The organism is Pseudomonas sp. lyk4-TYG-107 (assembly GCF_030209055.1).
Taxonomy (GTDB): domain Bacteria; phylum Pseudomonadota; class Gammaproteobacteria; order Pseudomonadales; family Pseudomonadaceae; genus Aquipseudomonas; species Aquipseudomonas putida_A.
Genome location: NZ_JARVST010000006.1, coordinates 343,660 through 364,376, shown reverse-complemented (window position 1 = coordinate 364,376; position 20,717 = coordinate 343,660). Strand labels below are relative to the sequence as shown.

Below are 20,717 nucleotides of genomic sequence, written 5' to 3'. Positions count from 1 at the left end.
GCAATAACAAGATCAAAGGTCATAAAAAAGGAACGCCCGTTCCTGCTCATTGGTCACTAGTTAAGCGACTTGAAACCCTGGGTAACCGTGCCCGGAAACGCTCAAGAGTCCCCGTAAAAAGGGGTCAACCGAGGAGTTTACGTCTGATGAGCAGCAAGAAACCTACGACCGACAAAAGCCAGCTGGCCGGAACCGATACCAAGGATCGCGCCAACACCAACGCCAAACTCGACAGCCTGGAGAAATTTCGCTCCGACGCTACCGGCCAGGCCCTGCGCACCAACCAAGGGGTGAAGGTCGCCGATAACCAGAACACCCTCAAGGCCGGCCCGCGCGGGCCGTCGTTGCTGGAAGACTTCATCATGCGTGAGAAAATCACGCACTTTGACCACGAACGCATTCCGGAGCGCATTGTTCACGCGCGCGGCACTGGCGCGCATGGTTTCTTCCAGGCCTATGAGAACCATTCGACGCTGACCAAGGCCGGCTTCCTGCAGGATCCGGGGAAAAAGACTCCGGTGTTCGTACGTTTTTCCACGGTGCAGGGGCCGCGCGGTTCCGGTGACACCGTGCGCGACGTGCGCGGTTTCGCGGTGAAGTTCTTCACCGACGAGGGCAACTTCGATCTGGTCGGCAACAACATGCCAGTGTTCTTCATCCAGGACGCGATCAAGTTCCCCGACTTTGTCCACGCGGTGAAACCCGAGCCGCACAATGAGATCCCAACCGGCGGCTCGGCCCACGACACGTTCTGGGACTTCGTCTCGCTGGTGCCGGAATCGGCGCACATGGTGATCTGGGCCATGTCCGACCGGGCAATCCCGAAAAGCCTGCGCAGCATGCAGGGCTTTGGCGTGCACACCTTCCGCCTGGTCAACGCCGAGGGCAAATCGCGCTTCGTCAAATTCCACTGGCGCCCGACTGCCGGCACCTGTTCGCTGGTGTGGGACGAAGCGCAGAAGCTCGCCGGTAAAGACACCGACTACCACCGTCGCGATCTCTGGGAAGCCATCGAGATGGGCGACTACCCGGAATGGGAGCTGGGTGTGCAGATCATCGAGGAGGAAAACGAACACGACTTCGATTTCGACATCCTCGACCCGACCAAGCTGATCCCCGAAGAAATCGTGCCGATCACCCCGCTGGGCAAGATGACCCTGAACCGCAACCCGGACAACTTCTTTGCCGAGACCGAGCAGGTCGCATTCTGCCCCGGCCACATCGTGCCCGGCATCGACTTCTCCAATGACCCGCTGCTGCAAGGCCGGCTGTTTTCCTACACCGACACGCAAATCAGCCGACTCGGTGGGCCGAACTTTCATGAGCTGCCGATCAACCGCCCGGTGGCGCCATTCCACAACGGCCAGCGCGACGCGCAGCACCGCACAGTGATCGACAAGGGTCGCGCGTCCTACGAGCCGAACTCGATTGATGGCGGCTGGCCGAAAGAGACTCCGCCAGCCGCGCAGGACGGCGGCTTCGAGAGCTACCCGGAACGCATCGATGCGAACAAGATCCGCCAGCGCAGCGAGTCGTTCAGCGATCACTTCTCGCAGGCGCGGCTGTTCTTCAACAGCATGAGTAAGCACGAGAAGGAGCACATCATCGCCGCCTACAGCTTCGAGCTGGGCAAGGTCGAACGCGAGTTCATCCGTGCACGGCAGGTGAATGAGATTCTCGCCAACATTGACCTGGAATTGGCCAAACGTGTCGCGGCCAACCTCGGGTTGCCGGCGCCGAGCAAAGGCACGGTCGAGGTGCGCGAGACTTCGTTCGATCATTCACCAGCGCTGAGTCAGGCGAATCTGCTGCCAGAGGACATCAAAACTCGCAAAGTGGCGATTCTTGCCGCTAACGGCGTCGATGGTGCGGCGATCGATGCGATGAAGAAAGCCTTGGCGGCGCAAGGTGCGCACGCCAAGCTGCTCGGCCCGACATCGGCACCGGTGAAGACTGCCGACGGCAAAGCCCTGCCGGTGGACGCATCCATGGAAGGTATGCCTTCAGTGATCTTCGATGCGGTGTTCGTGCCGGGTGGTGCGGCGTCGATCAAGGCGTTGAGTGGCGATGGCGTGGCGCTGCATTACCTGCTGGAAGCCTACAAGCACCTCAAGGCGATTGCGCTGCACGGCGAGGCCAAGCAGTTACAGGATCTACTGAAGCTGGAAGCGGATGCAGGACTGCTGCAGGGCAAGGATGTGCCGGGGTTGACCAAGCCGTTCTTCGCGGCGATCGGGCAGCATCGGGTCTGGGCGCGGGAGCCTAAGGCTAAGGCCATTCCAGCTTAAGTTCTTGGCTGGCTGAGAGGACGCTTTCGCGAGCAGGCTCGCTCCCACAGGGTTCACGCTGTACCTGTGGGAGCGAGCCTGCTCGCGAAGCTTTTAGGGTTTGGCTGGAATCAGAACCATCTGCGCCGGCACCGTGCGCAGGATCTGTTTTTCAATCTTCAGCTCAAAATCCGGATTGAGTTTCTTCACGCGCTTGCTCAGCAACGTCGCCAGCCATGGGTAATCCTGGGTGCGCGGCGCCTGAATGCTCACGGCACACTCATAATTCACCACATCGGCGGCGATCGCGTCGAGTTGCCGGCGAAGCTTGCGGCTATCGTTAATGTTCAGCGCCACCGTGGTGCTTTCGGCAGTCGGATCGATGACCTTGGCTTTCGGCTTGGCTTCGGCCGCCAGCAGCGCCGCTTCGGCTTTGTCCAGCTCGGCTTTGCGCGCTTCGGTGATGGCACCATTGACGCCACCGGTCAGCGCCGGGGCTTTCGGCATCAGGGCACGGGCACGGCTCAGCGCAGTGGCTGCGGCGTTCACATCACCCTTTTGCAATACGATCTGGCTGCGGCGCAGGTAGGCCTCAGCCAACTGGCGCTGGTATTGCTCCAGGGACTGATCGTTGGGGGTTTGTGCCTGCAAGGCGGCCAGTTGGTCTTCGGCGGTGGCCAGTTCGCTGCTGGCCAGGCTTTGCTCCAGCTGTGCGATGGCCGTGGCCCGCGCGTCGGGGGCTTCGGCCACCGGCGGCGTGCTTTGGCAGGCGCCCAGCAGCACGGAAAATGCGACAAGGAGCAGATAACGGGAGGCGAACGGCTTCATTCCTGCGACTCTCTAATTGCGCAAAAAGCGAGCAAGTCTACACCCCTCGACGGGGCAGAACAAAACTCAGCAGAAACAGTGCGGCCGCCGTCACAACGATCGACGGCCCCGCCGGGGTGTCTTTGAACCATGACAACGCCAGCCCGCCACATACGGCGAGCATGCCCAGCAGGCTCGCGCCCACGGCCATCTGCTCCGGCGAGCGGGCGTGACGTTGTGCCGCAGCCGCCGGAATGATCAGCAGCGAAGTAATCAGCAACACACCGACGATTTTCATCGCCACCGCGATCACCACCGCAATCAACAGCATCAGCGCCATGCGCAGGCCCGCCACCGGCAGGCCTTCGACCTTGGCCAATTCCTCATGCACGGTGATCGCCAGCAGCGGCCGCCACAGCGTCACCAGCAGCACCAGCACCGCCGCGCTGCCGCCGAGGATCCACGCCAGATCGGTCGGGCTGATCGCCAGCAGGTCGCCGAACAGATAGGCCATCAGGTCGATCCGCACTTCATGCATGAAGCTTAGTACCACCAGCCCGAGAGAGAGCGTGCTCGGTGCGAGAATTCCCAAAAGCGTGTCGGAGGCCAGCGGCTGACGCTGTTGCAAGGTCACCAGCAGCACCGCCAGCAGCAGGCAGCCGACGGTCACCGCGACCGTTGGGCTGACATCCAGCAGAAAGCCCAGGGCGACGCCAAGCAGCGCAGCGTGTGACAGGGTGTCGCCGAAATAGGCCATGCGCCGCCAGACCACGAACGAACCCAATGGCCCGGCCACCAGCGCCAGCGCCAGACCTGCAAGCAGGGCATACAACAGAAAATCAGCCATGCTTGCAGTGGTCTCCGTGAACGTGGGTGTGGCCCGCACCGGGCGCCTTGACCACCGAACCGTGCAGGTCGTGGGCGTGGTCGTGATGGTGGTGATAGATCGCCAGGCTCGGCGCATTCTTGCCGAACAGCTCGACGAACGCCGGATCGCCGCTGACCTGCTCGGGATGCCCGGAGCAGCAGACGTGGCGATTCAGGCACACCACCTGATCGGTGGTGCTCATCACCAGATGCAAATCGTGGGACACCATCAGCACGCCGCAACCGTGACGGTCGCGCAGGCGGGTAATCAGGCTGTATAGCTCGGCCTGCCCGGCGACGTCGACGCCCTGCACCGGCTCATCCAGCACCAGCAGCTCAGGCTCGCGCAAAAGCGCCCGAGCCAGCAGCACGCGCTGCATTTCACCGCCGGAAACACTTTGCACCGGGCTGTCGATGACATGTTCGGCGCCGACTTCCTTGAGCGCTGCCAGCGCACGCGGACGGTCTACGCCGGGCACCAGGCGCAGGAAGCGCAGTACCGACAGCGGCAAGGTCGGATCGACGTGCAGCTTTTGCGGCATGTAGCCGACGCGCAGTTTCGGCTTGCGCCAGACGCTGCCGCTGTCCGGTTTCAGCAGCCCTAGCACGGCCCGCACCAGAGTGGTCTTGCCGGCGCCGTTGGGGCCGATCAGGGTGACGATCTGCCCCGGTTCGACGCTCAGCTCGATGTTGTCCAGCACGGTCTGCCCGGCAAAAGTGACGGCGACCTGCTCAAGACGGATCAACGGGTTGCTCATCAAGCCCCCTGGCAACCGGAGCACAGGCCGACCACTTCGACGGTCTGCGCTTCGACGATGAACCCGACATCCCTGGCGCTGTGGATGATCGCGTCGCTGATGGCTTTCTGTTCCAGCTCGATCGCGGCGTGGCACTCGCGGCAGATCAGGAACTGGCCCTGATGCGCATGCTCGGGATGCACACAACCGACGAAAGCGTTGAGCGAGGAGATGCGGTGCACCAGGCCGTTTTCCAGAAGGAAATCCAGCGCACGGTACACGGTCGGCGGCGCGGCGCGGCGGCCGTCCTGCTCGCTGAGCACCGCCAGAATGTCGTAGGCGCCCAGCGGCTTGTGGCTCTGCCACACCAGCTCCAGCACCCGCCGGCGCAACGCAGTCAGGCGCAGGCCTTTCTGGGCGCACAAAGTATCGGCCTCGGTCAGTGCGCTGTGCACGCAATGAGAGTGGTCGTGGGGACGGCTGGCAATCGGTGTAATAGGCATGGGCGGCGACGCGTTTTGATAGAGACGTTATTATGTTACCCGTTCTCGCCTCCTTGAGTGGTCATCGTGTCCCGACTTTTTTCTGTTTTTGTGGCGTTTATCGCCAGTTTTCTGCTGATCGGTTCGGCTCAGGCCGAGGTCAGGGTTCTCACCAGCATCAAACCGCTGCAGTTGATTGCCGCCGCGGTGCAGGACGGCGTGGCCATCCCGGAAGTGCTGCTGCCGCCGGGCGCGTCGCCGCACAACTACGCGTTGCGCCCGTCCGACGTGCGCAAGGTGCAATCGGTGGACCTGCTGTACTGGATCGGCCCGGACATGGAAGGTTTCCTGCCGCGCGTGCTCAACGGTCGTACGCTGCCAAGCGCTGCCGTGCAGGATCTGCCCGGCATGAAACTGCGCCGCTTTGCCGAAGACAGCCATTCCCACGCCGAAGACGCCGACGAGCATGATCACGATCACCGCCCGGGCACGCTCGATGCGCATTTGTGGCTATCGCCGGTCAACGCGCGGGTTATTGCCGCCAAAATGGCGACTGATTTGAGCGCTGCCGACCCAGCCAACGCCGAACGCTATCAGAGCAATGCAAAAGCCTTCGACGAACGCCTCGATGCGCTGGATGCACGACTGAAAAACCGTCTGGCCGGCATTAAAGGCAAACCCTACTTCGTGTTCCACGAAGCCTTCGATTACTTCGAAGACGCTTACGGCCTGAAACACACTGGCGTGTTCAGCGTTGCCGCCGAAGTGCAGCCGGGTGCGCAGCATGTGGCTGCGATGCGCAAGCGTCTGCAGGAAGTGGGCAAGACCTGTGTGTTCAGCGAACCACCGCTGCGTCCACGCCTGGCGGAAACCCTGGTGGCGGGCCTGCCGGTGAAACTGGCGGAGCTGGATGCGTTGGGCGGCTATACACCGGCGACAGCTCAGGGGTATGAGCAGGTGCTGGAGAAGCTGGGCAACGATTTGGCCGGGTGCCTGGAATCGTTGTAACCCCACAAGACCCGTGGCGAGGGAGCTTGCTCCCGCTTGAGTGCGCAGCACTCACAAAATATGGCTGACTGCCAGAATTTTGGGGCCGCTTCGCAACCCAGCGCGAGCAAGCTCGCTCGCCACAATTTAAAGCGCGAACGGTAGAGGGGTGTTGACCTGCTGCCGCTGCGCCAAGCGCTGCTCGAACTCCCGCGGATCGTGAATCAGCACGTCCTGCCCGGCAAACTGCTCGGCGGCGATCAACCGCGACAGCCAGAACCGCACACACGCCACACGCAGCAGGGTCGGCCATAGCTCCGCTTCAGCGGCAGTGAACGGACGCAGCGCCGCATAGGCGCCGAGGAATGCGCGGGCACGCGGCCCGTCAATCAAGCCTTCCTCATCCGAACACCAGTCGTTCAAGGCAATCGCCACGTCATAGAGCATCGGCCCCGAACAGGCGTTGTAGAAGTCGATCAACCCGGTCAGGTGCGTCCCTTCGAACATCGCGTTATCGCGGAACAGATCGGCGTGAATGTTGGCCCGTGGCAGCGCGAGAATTCTTTCTTTCTGCACAGTGATTTCATCCAGCGCCTTGCGCAGCAGCACACGCGGCTCGTCCGCCAGATGCGAAAGAAACTCCGTGCCCTCCTCCAGCATCCAGTCCAGGCCGCGATCGGTCTTGCGCTTGATCATGCGCTCGCCCTGGGTCGCCAGGTGCAGATGCGCCTGCAACTCACCGACCTGCGCGCAATGCTGGGCGTTGGCGACTTTAATGTGCTTGCCGGACAACCGCGGCTGGAGCAATGCCGGTTTACCCTTCAGTTCACGCAGGGCCACGCCGTCAGTGGTACGCAGCGCGTAGGGCACCGGCAGATCGGCCTCGTGCAGCACGTCGAGCAGGTCGATGAAGAACGGCATTTCCTGCACCGGGCCGCGTTCGACCAGGGTCAGGACGAATTCGCCCTGCTCCAGGCTGATGAAGAAATTGGTGTTTTCGCTGCCGGCGGCGATCCCCTGGAAATCAAGCAGACGGCCGAGCCCATAAGGGGCGAGAAAGGTTTCCAGCTCGGGCCGAGCCAGGGGGGTGAACACAGACATGGTTAAAAACTGCTCAGTTCGGGCGCCGCGATCAAGCGGCGCCGATTAAAAGTCGGGAATCTTACTTCCAGGTAAAGATTTCCCACGACGGAATCAGCATATCCGGCTGGTCGGAACGGATGTAGTTCGCGTCCGAACCATCGGCGCGCACCAGGAAATACGGTTTGCCGCCCTTCGGCGTGACCTTGATCGCATACACAAAGCCACTGCGGCTGTATTCCTGAATGACCTTGTCGCCTTCGGTGTGCGTGTTAATGGTAACTTCCGGCTCCTTTGACGGCGCATCATCCGCCGCCATCGCGGCCAATGGTGAGGCCGCAATCAAACCGACCAGCAGCAAGCGATTTAACGTACGCATGATAACCTTGTCCCTTTGTCGTCAACGGTCCCGCTATTCTAGCGCCGGGCCCGCCGAAAAGGTTGATTCTGCTCATGAGCCAAGCCCCCCTCGTCCTGGTGGACGGTTCGTCTTACCTGTACCGCGCTTTCCATGCACTGCCACCGCTGACCACCTCCAAAGGCCTGCCGACCGGCGCGGTCAAAGGTGTGCTGAACATGCTCAAGAGTCTGCGCAAGCAGTACCCGGACAGCCCGTTCGCCGTGGTCTTCGATGCCAAGGGCGGGACGTTTCGCGATGAGATGTACGCCGAATACAAGGCCAACCGCCCAAGCATGCCCGACGACATGCGGGTGCAGATCGAGCCGCTGCACCAGAGCGTGATCGCCCTCGGCTTCCCGCTGCTGTGCGTGGAAGGCGTCGAGGCTGACGACGTGATCGGCACCCTCGCCCGCAGCAGCGCGGCGGCGGATCGTCCGGTGATCATCTCCACCGGCGACAAGGACATGGCGCAACTGGTCGATGGCCACATTACCTTGGTCAACACCATGTCCGGTAGCTCGATGGATGTGGAGGGCGTGAAGGAGAAATTCGGCGTCGCACCGGAGCAGATCATCGATTATCTGGCGCTGATGGGCGACTCTTCCGACAACATTCCGGGCGTTCCCGGCATCGGCCCGAAGACCGCCTCCGGCCTGCTGGTCGGCGTCAACGGCGGCCTGACCGAGTTGTACGCGAATCTCGACATCGTGCCGACCCTGCCGATTCGCGGCGCGAAAACCCTGCCGGCCAAGCTCGAAGAGCACAAGGAGATGGCCTTCCTCTCCTACCAACTGGCGACCATCAAGGTCGACGTGCCGCTGGACATCGCCCTCGATGACCTACAGATGGGCGCGGAAGACCCGGCCAAGCTCTACGAGCTGTACACCCTGCTGGAATTCAAGAGCTGGCTGAATGATCTGGATCGTGACGCCAAGCGCCAGGAACTGAGCGCGGCCGCCGAACCTGCGCCGGCTGGCGATCTGTTCAGCGCCCCCGCAGAAGAAGCCCCTGCCGCTCCAACCGAAGCAGCGTATGAAACCATCCTCGATCAGGCGCGTTTCGATGTCTGGCTGGAGAAACTGAACAATGCCAAGCTGTTCGCCTTCGACACCGAAACCACCGGCATCGACGCGCAACAGGCGCAACTGGTCGGCCTTTCGTTCGCGGTGCAAGCCAACGAAGCCGCGTACATTCCGCTGACCCACTCCTACATCGGCGTGCCCGAGCAGCTGGATCGCGACACCGTGCTGCGTGCGTTGAAGCCGATCCTGGAAGACCCGAACAAACTCAAGGTCGGCCAGCACGCCAAGTTCGACATGAACATTCTCGCCAACTGCGCCATCGGCGGTGATCAGAACGAAGGCATCACCGTGCGCGGCATCGCTTTCGACACCATGCTTGAGTCCTACGTGCTCAATTCCACCGCCACCCGCCACGACATGGACAGCCTCGCGCAGAAGTACCTGGATCACACCACCGTGAGCTTCCAGGACATCGCCGGCAAAGGCGCCAAGCAGCTGACCTTCGACCAGATCGCCCTTGAGCAGGCTGGCCCGTACGCCGCCGAAGACGCAGACATTACCCTGCGCCTGCACCAGACCCTGTTTGAAAAACTCAGCGCGATCCCGAGCCTGGCCAGCGTGCTGACCGACATCGAAATCCCGCTGGTGCCGGTGCTGGCGCGCATCGAGCGTCAGGGCGCGTTCGTCGATGCCGAACTGCTCGGCATCCAGAGCATTGAGCTGGGCAACAAGATGGTCGCGCTGGAGCGAGAAGCCTTCGAAATTGCCGGTGAAGAATTCAACCTCGGCTCGCCAAAGCAGCTGGGCGTGATCCTCTACGAAAAGCTCGGACTGCCGGTGCTGAAGAAAACCGCCAAGGGCCAGCCATCCACCGCCGAAGAAGTGCTGGCGAAACTGGCCGAGGACGATCACCGCTTGCCAAAAGTGCTGATGGAACACCGTTCCATGAGCAAGCTGAAAAGCACCTACACCGATCGCCTGCCGGAGCAGATCAACCCGCGCACCGGGCGTATCCACACCTCGTACCACCAGGCCGTAGCATCGACCGGGCGCTTGTCTTCCAGCGATCCGAACCTGCAGAACATTCCGGTTCGTACCGCTGAAGGCCGCCGCATCCGTCAGGCGTTCGTCGCGCCCAAAGGCTACAAACTGCTGGCGGCGGACTATTCGCAGATCGAACTGCGGATCATGGCCCACTTGTCCAAGGACGAAGGCTTGATGAACGCCTTCCGCAACAATCTGGACGTGCACACCGCGACCGCCGCTGAAGTATTCAAGGTCGAGCTGAGCGAAGTGACGTCCGACCAGCGCCGTGGCGCCAAGGCGATCAACTTCGGCCTGATCTACGGCATGGGCGCGCAGAAACTCGGCAAGGACATCGGCGTCGACACCAAGACCGCCAAGGCCTACATCGACACCTACTTCGCCCGTTATCCGGGTGTGCGCGAATACATGGAGCGCACCCGCAAGCAGGCCGCCGACCAAGGCTACGTAGAGACCTTCTTCGGTCGTCGCCTATATCTGCCGGAAATCAACTCGAACAAGCCGCAGGAACGCGCTGCCGCCGAACGCACGGCGATCAACGCGCCGATGCAAGGCACCGCCGCCGACATCATCAAGAAAGCCATGGTGGCGGTGGATAACTGGCTGGCATCGTCCGGGCTGGACGCCAGAGTCATCCTGCAGGTGCACGACGAACTGGTACTGGAGGTTCGCGAGGATCTGGTCGATCAGGTGAGTCAGGAAATCCGCCTGCACATGAGCGAAGCGGCGAAACTGGACGTGCCGTTGCTGGTGGAAGTTGGCGTCGGCAACAACTGGGATGAGGCGCACTGAGGCGTCTAGACCGGGCGTTTGCCGCGACACACTGTCGCGGCAAACGGCCGAAAAGCGCTTATTTCGAATCGCGCTTGCGGTTATTCCAAAGCTTTTTGAAAAAAATCTGAACTAATCTGACAACTCACTACTCAGAGATACTGAATGGCTGGTGAAGCCCTTCGATGCTCCTATGTTGTGTTAAGTGTTGGCAGATATCTGAACCCCGCCCTAGCGGTTCGGAACTTGAACCCCGGAACTTCTCCCTCCCCATATGAAGTCCGGGGCTTTTTTTGCCTGCGATTTACTCAGCAGGCAATTCGGCACCTTTATCGGCCAGTTCCATCCAGCCTGCCAACACAGTGTAGGCCTCTTCCAGCCCCATGCGCTTTGGCGCGGAGAACAGCTGGATTGTCACCAGATCGCCCCAGCCCTTGCGGATTTCCGCCTGCACTTTGAGCAGGGTGTTCTTGGCAGCGCCGTAGGTCAGTTTGTCGGCCTTGGTCAGCAGAATATGCATCGGCATGCCGGCGGCAACGGCCCAGTCGAGCATCAGCAGGTCGAAGTCGGTCATTGGATGACGGATGTCCATCATCAGAATCAAACCCTTCAAACTCTCCCGGCCACCGAGGTACGCCTCGAGGTGACGCTGCCAGTGTTGCTTGAGCGGGATCGGTACTTTTGCATAACCGTAGCCCGGCAGGTCGACCAGACGCCGTTCATCGTCTAGCTTGAAGAAGTTCAACAGCTGTGTGCGACCCGGGGTTTTCGAGGTACGCGCCAGACTGGCGTGAGTCAGGGTGTTCAGTGCGCTGGATTTACCGGCGTTGGAACGACCGGCGAACGCCACTTCGAAGCCTTCGTCGTCAGGGCATTGATCGACTTTGGCGGCACTGAGCATGAACGTGGACTGTTGGCACAGGCCGAGGATGGGATTCTTGAGTTGCATGGGATTTCCGATGTGGGCGGCGCCGGGATTGGGCGCGGAACGCGGTGTCGCTTCCGTTTCAGTGACGCCAGTATATAATGCCGCAGATTTTGTGTGTGCTTTGTCCCAGCGAAGGATGAAGTTCATGAGAGCCAAAGACCTTGATTGCGCATCAGAACGCAGAACGCTCTCAACCCTGAAAAGGTCGTTTTATGACGAAATGGCTGCTGGCTGCCGGAGTCCTGATACCGCTTTGCGGCGCACAGGCTACACAGGAACCGGAAGCCGTGTACAACCGTGTTTGTGGTGCCTGTCATTCCGGCCAACTACCCATGGCGCCCGCAAGAGGCGATCAGGCAGCTTGGACGCCGAGGTTGGCGAAAGGTATGGAGACGCTGGTGCAACACGTGACCCAGGGTTTCAAGGCGATGCCGCCGCGTGGTTTGTGCATGGACTGCAGTGCCGAGGATTACCAGGCCATCATCCTTTGGATGAGCGAGAGTAAACCCGGTCCATAACTCTTAACCCTTAGCCGTAGTTGGATTAGCTGATGAACAAATTGATCGTGAGTCTGCTGTTGACCGTGGGAATTTCAGGCTTCGCCCATGCTGCCGGTGATGCCGCCGCCGGCCAGGCAAAAGCTGCCGTCTGCGGAGCCTGCCATGGCCCGGACGGGAACAGCATGGCGCCAAACTTCCCGAAACTGGCAGGTCAGGGTGAACGCTACCTCGACAAGCAGTTGCACGATATCAAGTCGGGCAAGCGCGTCGTTCTGGAAATGACCGGCCTGCTGACCAACCTGAGCGATCAGGATCTGGCCGACATCGCCGCCTACTTCGCCAGCCAGAAAGGCAGCGTCGGCGCTGCCGATCCAAAAATCGTCGCGCGTGGTGAAGCCCTGTTCCGTGGCGGCAACCTGGACAAAGGCCTGCCAGCCTGCACCGGCTGCCATTCGCCGAACGGTGCTGGTAACGCTGCTGCAGGTTTCCCGCACCTGGGTGGCCAACATGCTCAATACATCACCAAACAGCTGACCGACTTCCGCAAGGAAGAAGGTGGTCGCGCCAACGACGGCGACGCGATGACCATGCGCACCATCGCGCGCAAACTGAGCGACGAAGACATTGCCGCAGTCTCCAGCTATATCCAGGGCCTGCACTAACCGCCCTGAATCGAGCGTTAACGGTGATGGACATCTCCTGCAACGTTAACGCTCGATTAATCCGTCGCAGCAAGTATAAAAAGGGTGGCTTTGGCCGCCCTTTTTTGTGGCCGCTGCCGTTACACTACAGAACTCATGCCCGCCAGGACCTGTCTGAAAACAGGTCGCGCGAGGCGACCAAAATTGTCCAGGAGTAAAGCATGCGTAATCTGATCATCAGCGCCGCCCTCGTCGCTGCCAGCCTGTTCGGCGTGACCGCCCAGGCCGCTGAAGCCCCTGCCGCACCCTATGTCGAACTGGCCAACCCGGTGCCAGTGGCAGAGCCTGGCAAGATCGAAGTCGTGGAGCTGTTCTGGTACGGCTGCCCGCATTGCTACGCGTTCGAGCCGGTGATCAATCCCTGGGTTGAAAAACTGCCGTCCGACGTCAACTTCGTACGCATTCCTGCCATGTTCGGCGGCCCGTGGGACGCTCACGGCCAAATGTTCCTGACCCTGGAAGCAATGGGCGTCGAGCACAAGGTTCACGCTGCGGTTTTCGAAGCAATTCAGAAACAACACAAGAAGCTGACCGACAAGAACGACATGGCTGACTTCCTCGCCACACAAGGCGTGGACAAGGACAAGTTCCTCGCCACCTTTGACTCGTTCGCGATCAAAGGTCAGATCGTCAAAGCGCGTGAGCTGGCCAAGAAGTATGAAATCACTGGCGTGCCAACCATGATCGTCAACGGCAAGTACCGCTTCGACATCGGCTCTGCCGGTGGTGCCGAGCAAGCCCTGAAACTGGCTGATCAACTGGTCGCCAAAGAGCGAGCGGCCAACAAGGCAGCCGCCAACTAAGCGCGGTAACCGCCATGCGCCGCTGGGGCACCGAACGCAGCGTTGGCCTGCATGATCCGCAGGTCAACGAGCATCACCTGGAGTCCACGGGCCTGCCCGCAGACCATCGTCTGCGCTTGCTCAGTTTCAATATCCAGGTCGGCATCAGCACCGAGCGCTATCGGCATTATCTGACCCGCAGCTGGCAGCACCTGCTGCCGCACACCGGGCGCTCAGGCAATCTGCAGAAGATCGGTGACCTGCTTGGCGACTTCGATCTGGTCGCCCTGCAGGAAGCCGATGGCGGCAGTCTGCGCTCAGGCTACGTCAATCAAGTCGAACACCTGGCCCACCTCGGCGCCTTCCCCTACTGGTATCAACAACTCAATCGCAACCTCGGCCGACTGGCCCAGCACAGCAATGGCGTGCTCAGTCGCCTGAAGCCGTGGGCGATCGAAGATCATCCGCTGCCCGGCCCGAAAGGTCGCGGCGCGATCCTGCTGCGCTTCGGCGAAGGTCCGGAGGCGCTGGTGGTGGTGATGATGCATCTGGCGCTCGGCGCACGGGTGCGCAGCCTGCAACTGGCCTATATTCGTGACCTGATCAGTGGCTACAAGCACCAGATATTGATGGGCGACATGAACACCCATGCCAGTGATCTGCTACAACAGTCACCGTTACGCGATCTCGGCCTGCTGGCCCCGCAGATGCAAGCCACCTTTCCCAGCTGGCGGCCACAGCGATGCCTTGATCATATTTTGCTCAGCCCGACCCTGACCCTGGAAAAGGTCGAAGTGCTGGCCCAACCCATTTCCGATCACCTGCCGGTCGCGGTAGAGATTCGTCTGCCGGGTTCGCTCACGGCCGATGCATTGCCCGCGTTGAGTCCTGCCCCTCGCGGAACCCCTGAATGAGCGACGACGCCCAGCGCTGGAAAGAGAAGTACCTCAAAAGCATCGAACAACAGGACAAGCTCGAACGTCGCTGGGCCGCCCGGCTCGACTTGCTGCGCCGCGGTCTGGTGCGCAGCACGCTGGCCGCTGAAGGCACCGACAAGGTCGTTGATCAGTGCATGAAAGAGATGCGCGACGTGGTGCGCACCGACGACATGGACGCCGGCCTCGCCGCCCTGCTGCCGCGCCTGGAAAAAGCCGTGCTCGATTCCGAGCAACGTCGCGAAACCCGAATCGATCAGGTCAGCACCGCGCTGACCGCGCTGGTCACCCAGCTACAAGCGCTGCCGCTGCCCCGGGAAGTCGCCCAGCCGCTGAAGAAATTCGCCAAGCAACTCGACAGCCGGGTCGGCCAGGCGCGGGAAATGCCGCTGCTGCTGAGCGAACTCAGTGGTTTGCAGGGCAAGGCGTTGAGCCAGCTGGAAACGCCGCCCGAGCCCGACCGCCCGGGCTTTTTGCAGCGCCTGTTTGGCAGCCGTGACAGTGAAGGGGTGCCAGAGTCTTCGGATCAGCCTCAGGCGCCGACGCCGGCCAACGCTGAACCTGCATCTGAGCCGGTACCCGCGCCAACCGCAGCGGTCGAGCCGATTCCGGCAGCACCCGTCACCGTAGCGGCCATCGCGCAACCACCAGAGGCCGAGCTTAAGCAAACGCCAGCAGTGCAGCCCGAGTCCGAATCACCTGTGTTCGCGTTCGTGCCTCCGGTCATTGCTGCCGAGCCGATCAGCGAACCCGTTGCTGCACCTGCACTACCAGCGGCCGAACCTGAAGCCGAACGGCCGACCACCCCGATCACGGCGCCAGCACCTGCTGCCGCGTTCAACCCCGACGAGTTGATCCACCCGGGCGACATCCCGGCACCGCTGCTCCTCGATAGTCTGCCCCTGCCCGAACCGATCGCCCAGGCCTTGGCTGCCATCGATCCGGAGCAACCCGAGCAGGACATTCTGTACGCCCTGCCCGACTCGCCGGAGCCGTCTTACAGTTCAGTGGCCAAACACATCGAAGACACGCTGATCGGGCTGCTCGACGACCTGACCCTGCCCGAGCGCCATCGCCCGCAGGCTGAGGCGATGCGCGACCGGTTGAAAAATGGCCTGAACTGGTACGAACTGCTGCCGATTCTCGACGATCTGGCGACCTTGATGCTGGCGATCACCGACAGCGGCCAGCACGAATTCGAAGCCTATCTGCAGCAACTCAACGAGCGCCTCGAAGCGTTCCAGAGCAACCTGCAGGCCGCCAGCGAAGGCCACGCCGACAACAGCTCGGCGGCGCGGGCGATGGACACGCAGATCCGCGAGCAGGTCGATGGTTTGCAGACCAGCATGCAGGAAGCGGCCGATCTGGATGACCTCAAGCAAGTGCTGGAGAACCATCTGGAAGGCCTGCTCGGCACCATGGATCAGCACCAGAAACAACGCGATGCCCGCGAGCAGGAAGTGGCGGCACGCCTCAAGGGTCTGGCCGAGCGTGTGGCGCACATGGAGCAGGAAGCCCTGGGCTTTCGCGAACACCTGGAAGAACAGCGGCAGAAAGCCCTGATCGATCCGCTGACCGGCCTGCCCAACCGCGCCGCCTGGAGCGAACGCTTGGAACACGAGATCAAGCAGTGGCAGCAACACGGCAACACCTTGAGTCTGGCGATGCTCGACCTCGATCATTTCAAGCGCATCAACGACAACTACGGCCATCTGGCCGGCGACAAGGTGCTGAAGATCATCGCCATAGTGCTGCGCAAACGCCTGCGCGCAGCGGATTTCATTGCCCGTTTTGGTGGTGAGGAATTCGTTCTGCTGCTGCCGGCGACCACGCCTGCGGTGGGCGCCAAACTGCTGGAGACCCTGCGCGCGGCGATCGAAGCCTGCCCGTTTCACTTCAAGGGCGAACGGGTGACGATCACCATCTCCATGGGCCTGGCGTCGTTCAGGATGGGAGAACACAGCGATCTGGTGCTCAAAAGAGCCGATCAGGCGTTGTACCGCGCAAAAAACGGCGGGCGCAACCGGGTCGAGCTGGGCTGAGCAATTGTTCCATTTTGTTTAATTCAGCCCGCCGGCCGTCGAGACCCAAGGCAGTACGTTACACTGTTGCATTACTGTCTTGCGTGTACTGCCTTCTGCCATGAAATTTTTTGCCCTCCTCGCGTCGCTGCTCGTTCTGGCCGGTTGTGCCAGCGGCCCGCGTTACGACACCAGCCATCCTTCGGCCAATCACGACAGCCGCGTGCAGTTCGTGATCGTGCATTACACCTCGGCGTCCCTCGCGCGTTCGCTGCAACTGCTGACCCACGGCGAAGTCAGCAGCCACTACCTGATCGGCGACGACAAGGGCGGCACCATCTACAAGCTGATGGATGAAAACCAGCGCGCCTGGCACGCCGGGGAAAGCCAATGGCAGGGCCGCACCTGGCTCAACTCCAGCTCGATCGGTATCGAGATCGTCAATCCGGGCTTCAAGGACACGCCGACCGGGCGCCTGTGGTTCCCTTATAGCGAAGCGCAGATTCAGTCGCTGATTGTTCTGCTCAAGGACATCAGTCAGCGCCAGGGCATCAGCCCGCGCCATATCATCGGCCACAGCGACATCGCGCCCCTGCGCAAACTCGACCCCGGCCCACTGTTCCCATGGAAACGTCTGGCCGCTGAAGGCTTGGGCGTATGGCCTAATGAACAAGCGGTGGCGCGGCAGCAGGTACAGTTCAACGCCGAACTGCCGAGCATTAGCTGGTTCCAGGAACAACTGGCGCGCGTCGGTTACGACACTCCGCAAACCGGCGAGCTGGATGTGGCGACGCGCCACGTGCTCGCAGCGTTCCAGATGCACTTCCGCCCTTCCCGTTTCGACGGTTTGCCGGACGCGCAAACAGCCGCGTTGTTACTGGTACTCAATCAGACAAAATAATGACGCCCGCCCGACGGTCAGGGCGAAATCGAAATCAGCAGCTATAACTCATTGGTAATTCTTCGGATATTCCATGATGGTTGCTACCCGAGCGACGCTGCGTAGCTGGTTTTATCGCCCGTGGTTTTTGGCGATGATCGCGGCTGTCCTCAGTGCAAGCCTGCTGATCGCCGGCGGAATGTTCGTCGCCATGCGCCAGATCGAGCAGAACGAAAGCCAGGAGATGAACGCCCAGGGCGAGCGTTTTCTGGCTCGCCTCGAGCAACTGTTCGGGCAGTTGCGCGAAAGTCTCGACGACCTCCAGGCGCAGCCGTTGCGCAGTTGCGATGAGGAAATGATCGCCACCCTGCAACAGGTCACGTTCAACTATCGCTTCGTCTATGAAGCGGCCTACATGGACGGCTCGCGGATCTGCTCCAACCGCCCCCGGCAGGAGGGACTGTCGGTCGTCCGCGCGCCGGACATCAAGGGCCCGACTTACAGCTACTGGCTCAACACCACCACCGAACCCGATGAAAACCGCGCGGCGCTGATGCTCGGGCGCGGCAACTTCCGTGTGGCGACATCGCGCGGGCATTTGACCGACATGGTCGACCTGCCACCGGACAGCAGCCTGCTGGTGGTACTCGATCATGGCAGGCGAGCGATTCCGGTACTCGGCACCGCACAGACTTGGCCACCGAGCGAAACCTGGCCACCGAAGAGCCGCGAAGCCCTGCAAGTCACCCAGTCACGGCTGATCTACCGCATGCCAACCAACAATCCGGAATACCAATTGGTGCTGATCACTCCGCGCAGTGGCATGCACATTCCCACCGTCTGGTGGTGGATGGTGCCGGCCTGCCTGCTGCTGGGGGCGTTTGCCGGTTTCTTCGTGTTTCTGCTGGTGCGCCAGCGCCAGTCACTGGACGCCGAACTCCAGGGCGCGATACGACGGGGCGAGTTGCAAGTGCTGTATCAACCGATATTCGACCTCGACAGCCGCAATTGCGTGGGCGCCGAAGCCCTGCTGCGCTGGCGCCGCCCGGACGGCACCCTGACCAGCCCCGACCTGTTCATTCCATTGGCGGAAAACACCGGGCAGATTCGGCAGATGACCGATTTCGTCCTGCAGCGGCTGCTGGAACAACTGGGACCAGTGCTGCGCGCCAATCCGCAGCTGTACATCTCGGTCAACCTCGCAGCATGCGACGTAATGGTGCCGCGCATCGGCCAGGTCATGGCCAGGCTGTTGACCCTGCACCGGGTTGCGGCGCGGCAGATCGCCTTCGAAGTCACCGAGCGCGGGCTGATCGATGTGGTGGTGGCGCGGGAGAACCTGCAAGCCTTGCGCGATGTCGGCCATCAAGTGTTGATCGACGATTTCGGTACCGGTTATTGCAGCCTCGCCTACCTGCAAACGTTGCCGGTGGACTGCCTGAAAATCGACAAGGCCTTCATCGACGCACTCGGTCATGACGCGGCCAGCAGTGGCGTTGCTCCGCACATCATTCACATGGCGCAGGCACTGGATCTGAAGGTGATTGCCGAGGGCATCGAGCACGAAGCGCAAGCCGTGTTTCTCAGCAGCGAGGGGGTCAAGTTCGGTCAGGGCTGGCTGTTCGCCCAGGCCTTGAGTGCGGTGCAGTTCATTGAACTGATCACCCGTGGACGGCGCCTTGCCGGACGCCGGCTGGATGACGAAGCCTAGACCGCCAGCGCCATGTAGAACTGCGTGCCCTGCCCCGGCCGCGAATAGACGCCCATGCGCCCGCCATGCAACTGCACAATTTCCTTGCACAAAGCTAAACCGAGCCCGGCGCCGCCCTTCTTGCGCCCGACCTGCACGAACGGTTCGAAAATCCGCCCTTGCTGCCCGTAGGCAATGCCTTCTCCGTTGTCTTCGACGCTGATAATCACCCGCTCGCCATGTCGGCGCGCTTGCAGGCGGATCTGCCCGTCGCGGGCAGTGTGGCGCAGAGCATTATCGATCAGGTTATCCAGTACCCGGTCCAGTTGCGCCTGATCGGCCTGCAGGCGCGGCAACGGCCCCTGCACTTCGACGTTCAAGGCAATGCCTTTGGCCGCCGCCGCATCCGCAAAGCGCGATTGCGCCTGCGCCAGCAAGTCTTCGATGGAGCACGGCGCCAGGGTGAGTTTCTGTAAACCGTTCTGATAACGCGAGAAATTGAGCAAGTCGTTGATCAACTGCATCAGGCGCTGCATCTCTTCGTTGACCGTGTCGAGCAGGTCCGCCTCGCGTGACTCCGGGGGAAACTTCGCCCGCTCGCGAAACAGCCCGAACGCCATGTGCATGCCGGTGACCGGCGTGCGCAGCTCATGGGAGGCACGCAGCACAAACTCGCTGCGTACGCGCTCGAAGGCGCGCTGCTCGGTGACGTCATGCAGCACCATCACCGCGCCAAGAATATGCCCCTGGGTGTGGCTGACCGGCGTCAGGCTGTAAGTCAGCAGACGTGATTCGCCATCGACCTCGATGCTCAAATCTTCCGGAGCACGCTCAAGGGTGCCACCGCGCAGCACCAGTTGCAGTTGCGCGTCGAGTTCCGGGCGCTCAAGCGCGCTGCCGAGACCCTGACCAAGACGGTCACTGTCCCAGCCCAACTGGCGCTGGGCCACTGGATTGAGGTGCTCCAGATGCCCTTCGCGGTCAATCATCAGCAAGCCATCGTCGATGCTGTCGAGCACCGCTTGCAAGCGTTGCTGACCGGCCAGCAGCTCGTCGACGTTGGTCGCCTGATGCTCGCGCAGCGCCTCGGCCATCAGCCCGAAGCGCTTGGTCAGTTGGTTCATTTCCATCGCCGAGGAAATCGGCAGCGTCACCTCGAAATTGCCTTGGCCGATGTTGTCCGCCGCTTGCGCCAACGCCTCGATCGGCGCGCCGAAACGCCGGGCAATCGCATGCGCGGTGACAAAGCCGATGATCAGCACCGCCAGTCCCACCAACCCTAGCAGGCCGGAGACCAGCAGCGCCCTTTCCCGGGCGTCATGCTGCACGGCGTTGATGTTGTCCAGCGCGTGCTTGTGCTCGGCAATCAAACCATTGCGCAAGATGTTGAAGCGTTCTCTGAGGTCGCTGTTGCCGCTGAGCACATTGCCCGGATTACGCGACAGCTCGAACGCCTGGAGAAAACTCAGATAGTCGGCCTTGGCCTGGGTAAACCCGTACTGGCGGCCATCGCCGTCGGCCTCCTGCGAAATGCCTTCATCCAGCAATTGCAGGTAATGCTGCTTTGACGCTTCGAACGCGGCTGGATCGGGTTTTTCGGCCAGCATCAGCACCAACTGGTCGCCGAGGGTCTGGCGCAATTTGAGCCCTAGGTCGAGGGTCACGAAGTTGCTGCGGATCGTTGCTTCCTGAGTACCGGCCATCTGCATCACGCTGACCAGCCCGAGCAACAGCCCGAGCAAGGCGACCGTGATCAGCGCAGAAATGCTCAGGAACAAGCGAGTGCGCAACTTCATCGCCAGCTTCATCGTCGGGC

At 61.5% G+C, this 20,717-nt stretch carries 18 protein-coding genes; 10 read left to right on the top strand and 8 right to left on the bottom strand.

What is annotated here, in order from left to right; translation table 11 throughout:
- The first annotated feature begins 146 nt into the window (after nucleotides 1-146).
- Complete coding sequence (gene katE / locus QRN61_RS07385) at nucleotides 147-2,288, top strand: catalase HPII (protein ID WP_285373492.1); 2,142 nt, start codon at nucleotides 147-149, stop codon at nucleotides 2,286-2,288.
- Between the two features lie 93 nt (nucleotides 2,289-2,381).
- On the opposite strand, the gene QRN61_RS07380 is transcribed toward katE, so the two are convergent.
- Genes QRN61_RS07380 through QRN61_RS07365 form a run of 4 tightly spaced genes read right to left on the bottom strand, consistent with a single transcriptional unit; the run spans nucleotide 2,382 to nucleotide 5,181 of the window.
- Entirely contained in the window at nucleotides 2,382-3,095 is a 714-nt protein-coding gene (locus QRN61_RS07380) for a PA5502 family lipoprotein (RefSeq protein ID WP_285373491.1), read from the bottom strand.
- 37 nt (nucleotides 3,096-3,132) lie between these two features.
- Nucleotides 3,133-3,921: a zinc ABC transporter permease subunit ZnuB gene (gene znuB, locus QRN61_RS07375; RefSeq protein WP_008081222.1), complete on the bottom strand. Its 789-nt coding sequence runs from the start codon at nucleotides 3,919-3,921 to the stop codon at nucleotides 3,133-3,135.
- Nucleotides 3,914-4,699: a zinc ABC transporter ATP-binding protein ZnuC gene (znuC, locus tag QRN61_RS07370; protein ID WP_027610233.1), complete on the bottom strand. Its 786-nt coding sequence runs from the start codon at nucleotides 4,697-4,699 to the stop codon at nucleotides 3,914-3,916. Before znuC ends, znuB begins: the two co-directional genes overlap by 8 nt.
- Nucleotides 4,699-5,181 (bottom strand): Fur family transcriptional regulator, encoded by a 483-nt coding sequence (locus tag QRN61_RS07365; RefSeq protein WP_097090199.1) that lies wholly within the window; start codon nucleotides 5,179-5,181, stop codon nucleotides 4,699-4,701. The genes znuC and QRN61_RS07365 overlap by 1 nt, the downstream gene beginning before the upstream one ends.
- A gap of 66 nt (nucleotides 5,182-5,247) precedes the next feature.
- Here QRN61_RS07365 and QRN61_RS07360 point away from each other — a divergent pair, with 66 nt between their 5' ends.
- The gene (locus tag QRN61_RS07360) at nucleotides 5,248-6,168 is read left to right on the top strand and encodes a zinc ABC transporter substrate-binding protein (protein WP_285373490.1); all 921 of its coding nucleotides are present in this window, start codon (nucleotides 5,248-5,250) and stop codon (nucleotides 6,166-6,168) included.
- A 126-nt stretch (nucleotides 6,169-6,294) separates the two neighbouring features.
- Here the strand turns inward: QRN61_RS07360 and QRN61_RS07355 are convergent, their stop codons facing one another.
- Together QRN61_RS07355 and QRN61_RS07350 are read right to left on the bottom strand one after the other, a co-directional pair.
- Nucleotides 6,295-7,248, bottom strand: a complete 954-nt coding sequence (locus QRN61_RS07355) for a homoserine kinase (RefSeq protein WP_285373489.1) — start codon at nucleotides 7,246-7,248, stop codon at nucleotides 6,295-6,297.
- Nucleotides 7,249-7,309: 61 nt separating this feature from the next.
- Nucleotides 7,310-7,606, bottom strand: coding sequence for a DUF2782 domain-containing protein (locus QRN61_RS07350; protein ID WP_047597035.1), 297 nt, complete (start codon nucleotides 7,604-7,606; stop codon nucleotides 7,310-7,312).
- A 74-nt stretch (nucleotides 7,607-7,680) separates the two neighbouring features.
- Here QRN61_RS07350 and polA point away from each other — a divergent pair, with 74 nt between their 5' ends.
- The gene (gene polA / locus QRN61_RS07345) at nucleotides 7,681-10,485 is read left to right on the top strand and encodes a DNA polymerase I (protein WP_285373488.1); all 2,805 of its coding nucleotides are present in this window, start codon (nucleotides 7,681-7,683) and stop codon (nucleotides 10,483-10,485) included.
- Between the two features lie 283 nt (nucleotides 10,486-10,768).
- Here polA and yihA read toward each other — a convergent pair whose 3' ends face one another.
- Nucleotides 10,769-11,413 (bottom strand): ribosome biogenesis GTP-binding protein YihA/YsxC, encoded by a 645-nt coding sequence (yihA, locus tag QRN61_RS07340; protein WP_027610238.1) that lies wholly within the window; start codon nucleotides 11,411-11,413, stop codon nucleotides 10,769-10,771.
- Between the two features lie 191 nt (nucleotides 11,414-11,604).
- Between yihA and QRN61_RS07335 the strand changes: the two genes are divergently transcribed.
- The 7 genes from QRN61_RS07335 to QRN61_RS07305 all read left to right on the top strand — a co-directional run bounded on the left by QRN61_RS07335 (nucleotide 11,605) and on the right by QRN61_RS07305 (nucleotide 18,922).
- Nucleotides 11,605-11,910 carry a c-type cytochrome gene (locus tag QRN61_RS07335; protein ID WP_027610239.1) on the top strand — a complete coding sequence of 102 codons (306 nt, stop codon included), beginning with the start codon at nucleotides 11,605-11,607 and terminating at the stop codon, nucleotides 11,908-11,910.
- 32 nt (nucleotides 11,911-11,942) lie between these two features.
- The gene (locus tag QRN61_RS07330; RefSeq protein ID WP_027610240.1) at nucleotides 11,943-12,554 is read left to right on the top strand and encodes a c-type cytochrome; all 612 of its coding nucleotides are present in this window, start codon (nucleotides 11,943-11,945) and stop codon (nucleotides 12,552-12,554) included.
- Between the two features lie 200 nt (nucleotides 12,555-12,754).
- Nucleotides 12,755-13,396: a thiol:disulfide interchange protein DsbA/DsbL gene (locus QRN61_RS07325; RefSeq protein WP_027610241.1), complete on the top strand. Its 642-nt coding sequence runs from the start codon at nucleotides 12,755-12,757 to the stop codon at nucleotides 13,394-13,396.
- Nucleotides 13,397-13,410: 14 nt separating this feature from the next.
- Nucleotides 13,411-14,289, top strand: coding sequence for an endonuclease/exonuclease/phosphatase family protein (locus QRN61_RS07320; protein WP_027610242.1), 879 nt, complete (start codon nucleotides 13,411-13,413; stop codon nucleotides 14,287-14,289).
- Nucleotides 14,286-16,352: a diguanylate cyclase gene (locus QRN61_RS07315; protein ID WP_285373487.1), complete on the top strand. Its 2,067-nt coding sequence runs from the start codon at nucleotides 14,286-14,288 to the stop codon at nucleotides 16,350-16,352. The genes QRN61_RS07320 and QRN61_RS07315 overlap by 4 nt, the downstream gene beginning before the upstream one ends.
- Nucleotides 16,353-16,452: 100 nt before the next feature.
- Nucleotides 16,453-17,232, top strand: a complete 780-nt coding sequence (locus QRN61_RS07310; protein WP_096797610.1) for an N-acetylmuramoyl-L-alanine amidase — start codon at nucleotides 16,453-16,455, stop codon at nucleotides 17,230-17,232.
- Between the two features lie 76 nt (nucleotides 17,233-17,308).
- A complete protein-coding gene (locus QRN61_RS07305) occupies nucleotides 17,309-18,922 on the top strand; it encodes an EAL domain-containing protein (protein WP_027610245.1) in 1,614 nt (537 codons plus the stop codon).
- Here QRN61_RS07305 and QRN61_RS07300 read toward each other — a convergent pair.
- Complete coding sequence (locus QRN61_RS07300; RefSeq protein ID WP_285373486.1) at nucleotides 18,919-20,709, bottom strand: KinB sensor domain-containing domain; 1,791 nt, start codon at nucleotides 20,707-20,709, stop codon at nucleotides 18,919-18,921. The two genes, QRN61_RS07305 and QRN61_RS07300, sit on opposite strands and share 4 nt — an antisense overlap.
- Nucleotides 20,710-20,717 lie beyond the last annotated feature (8 nt).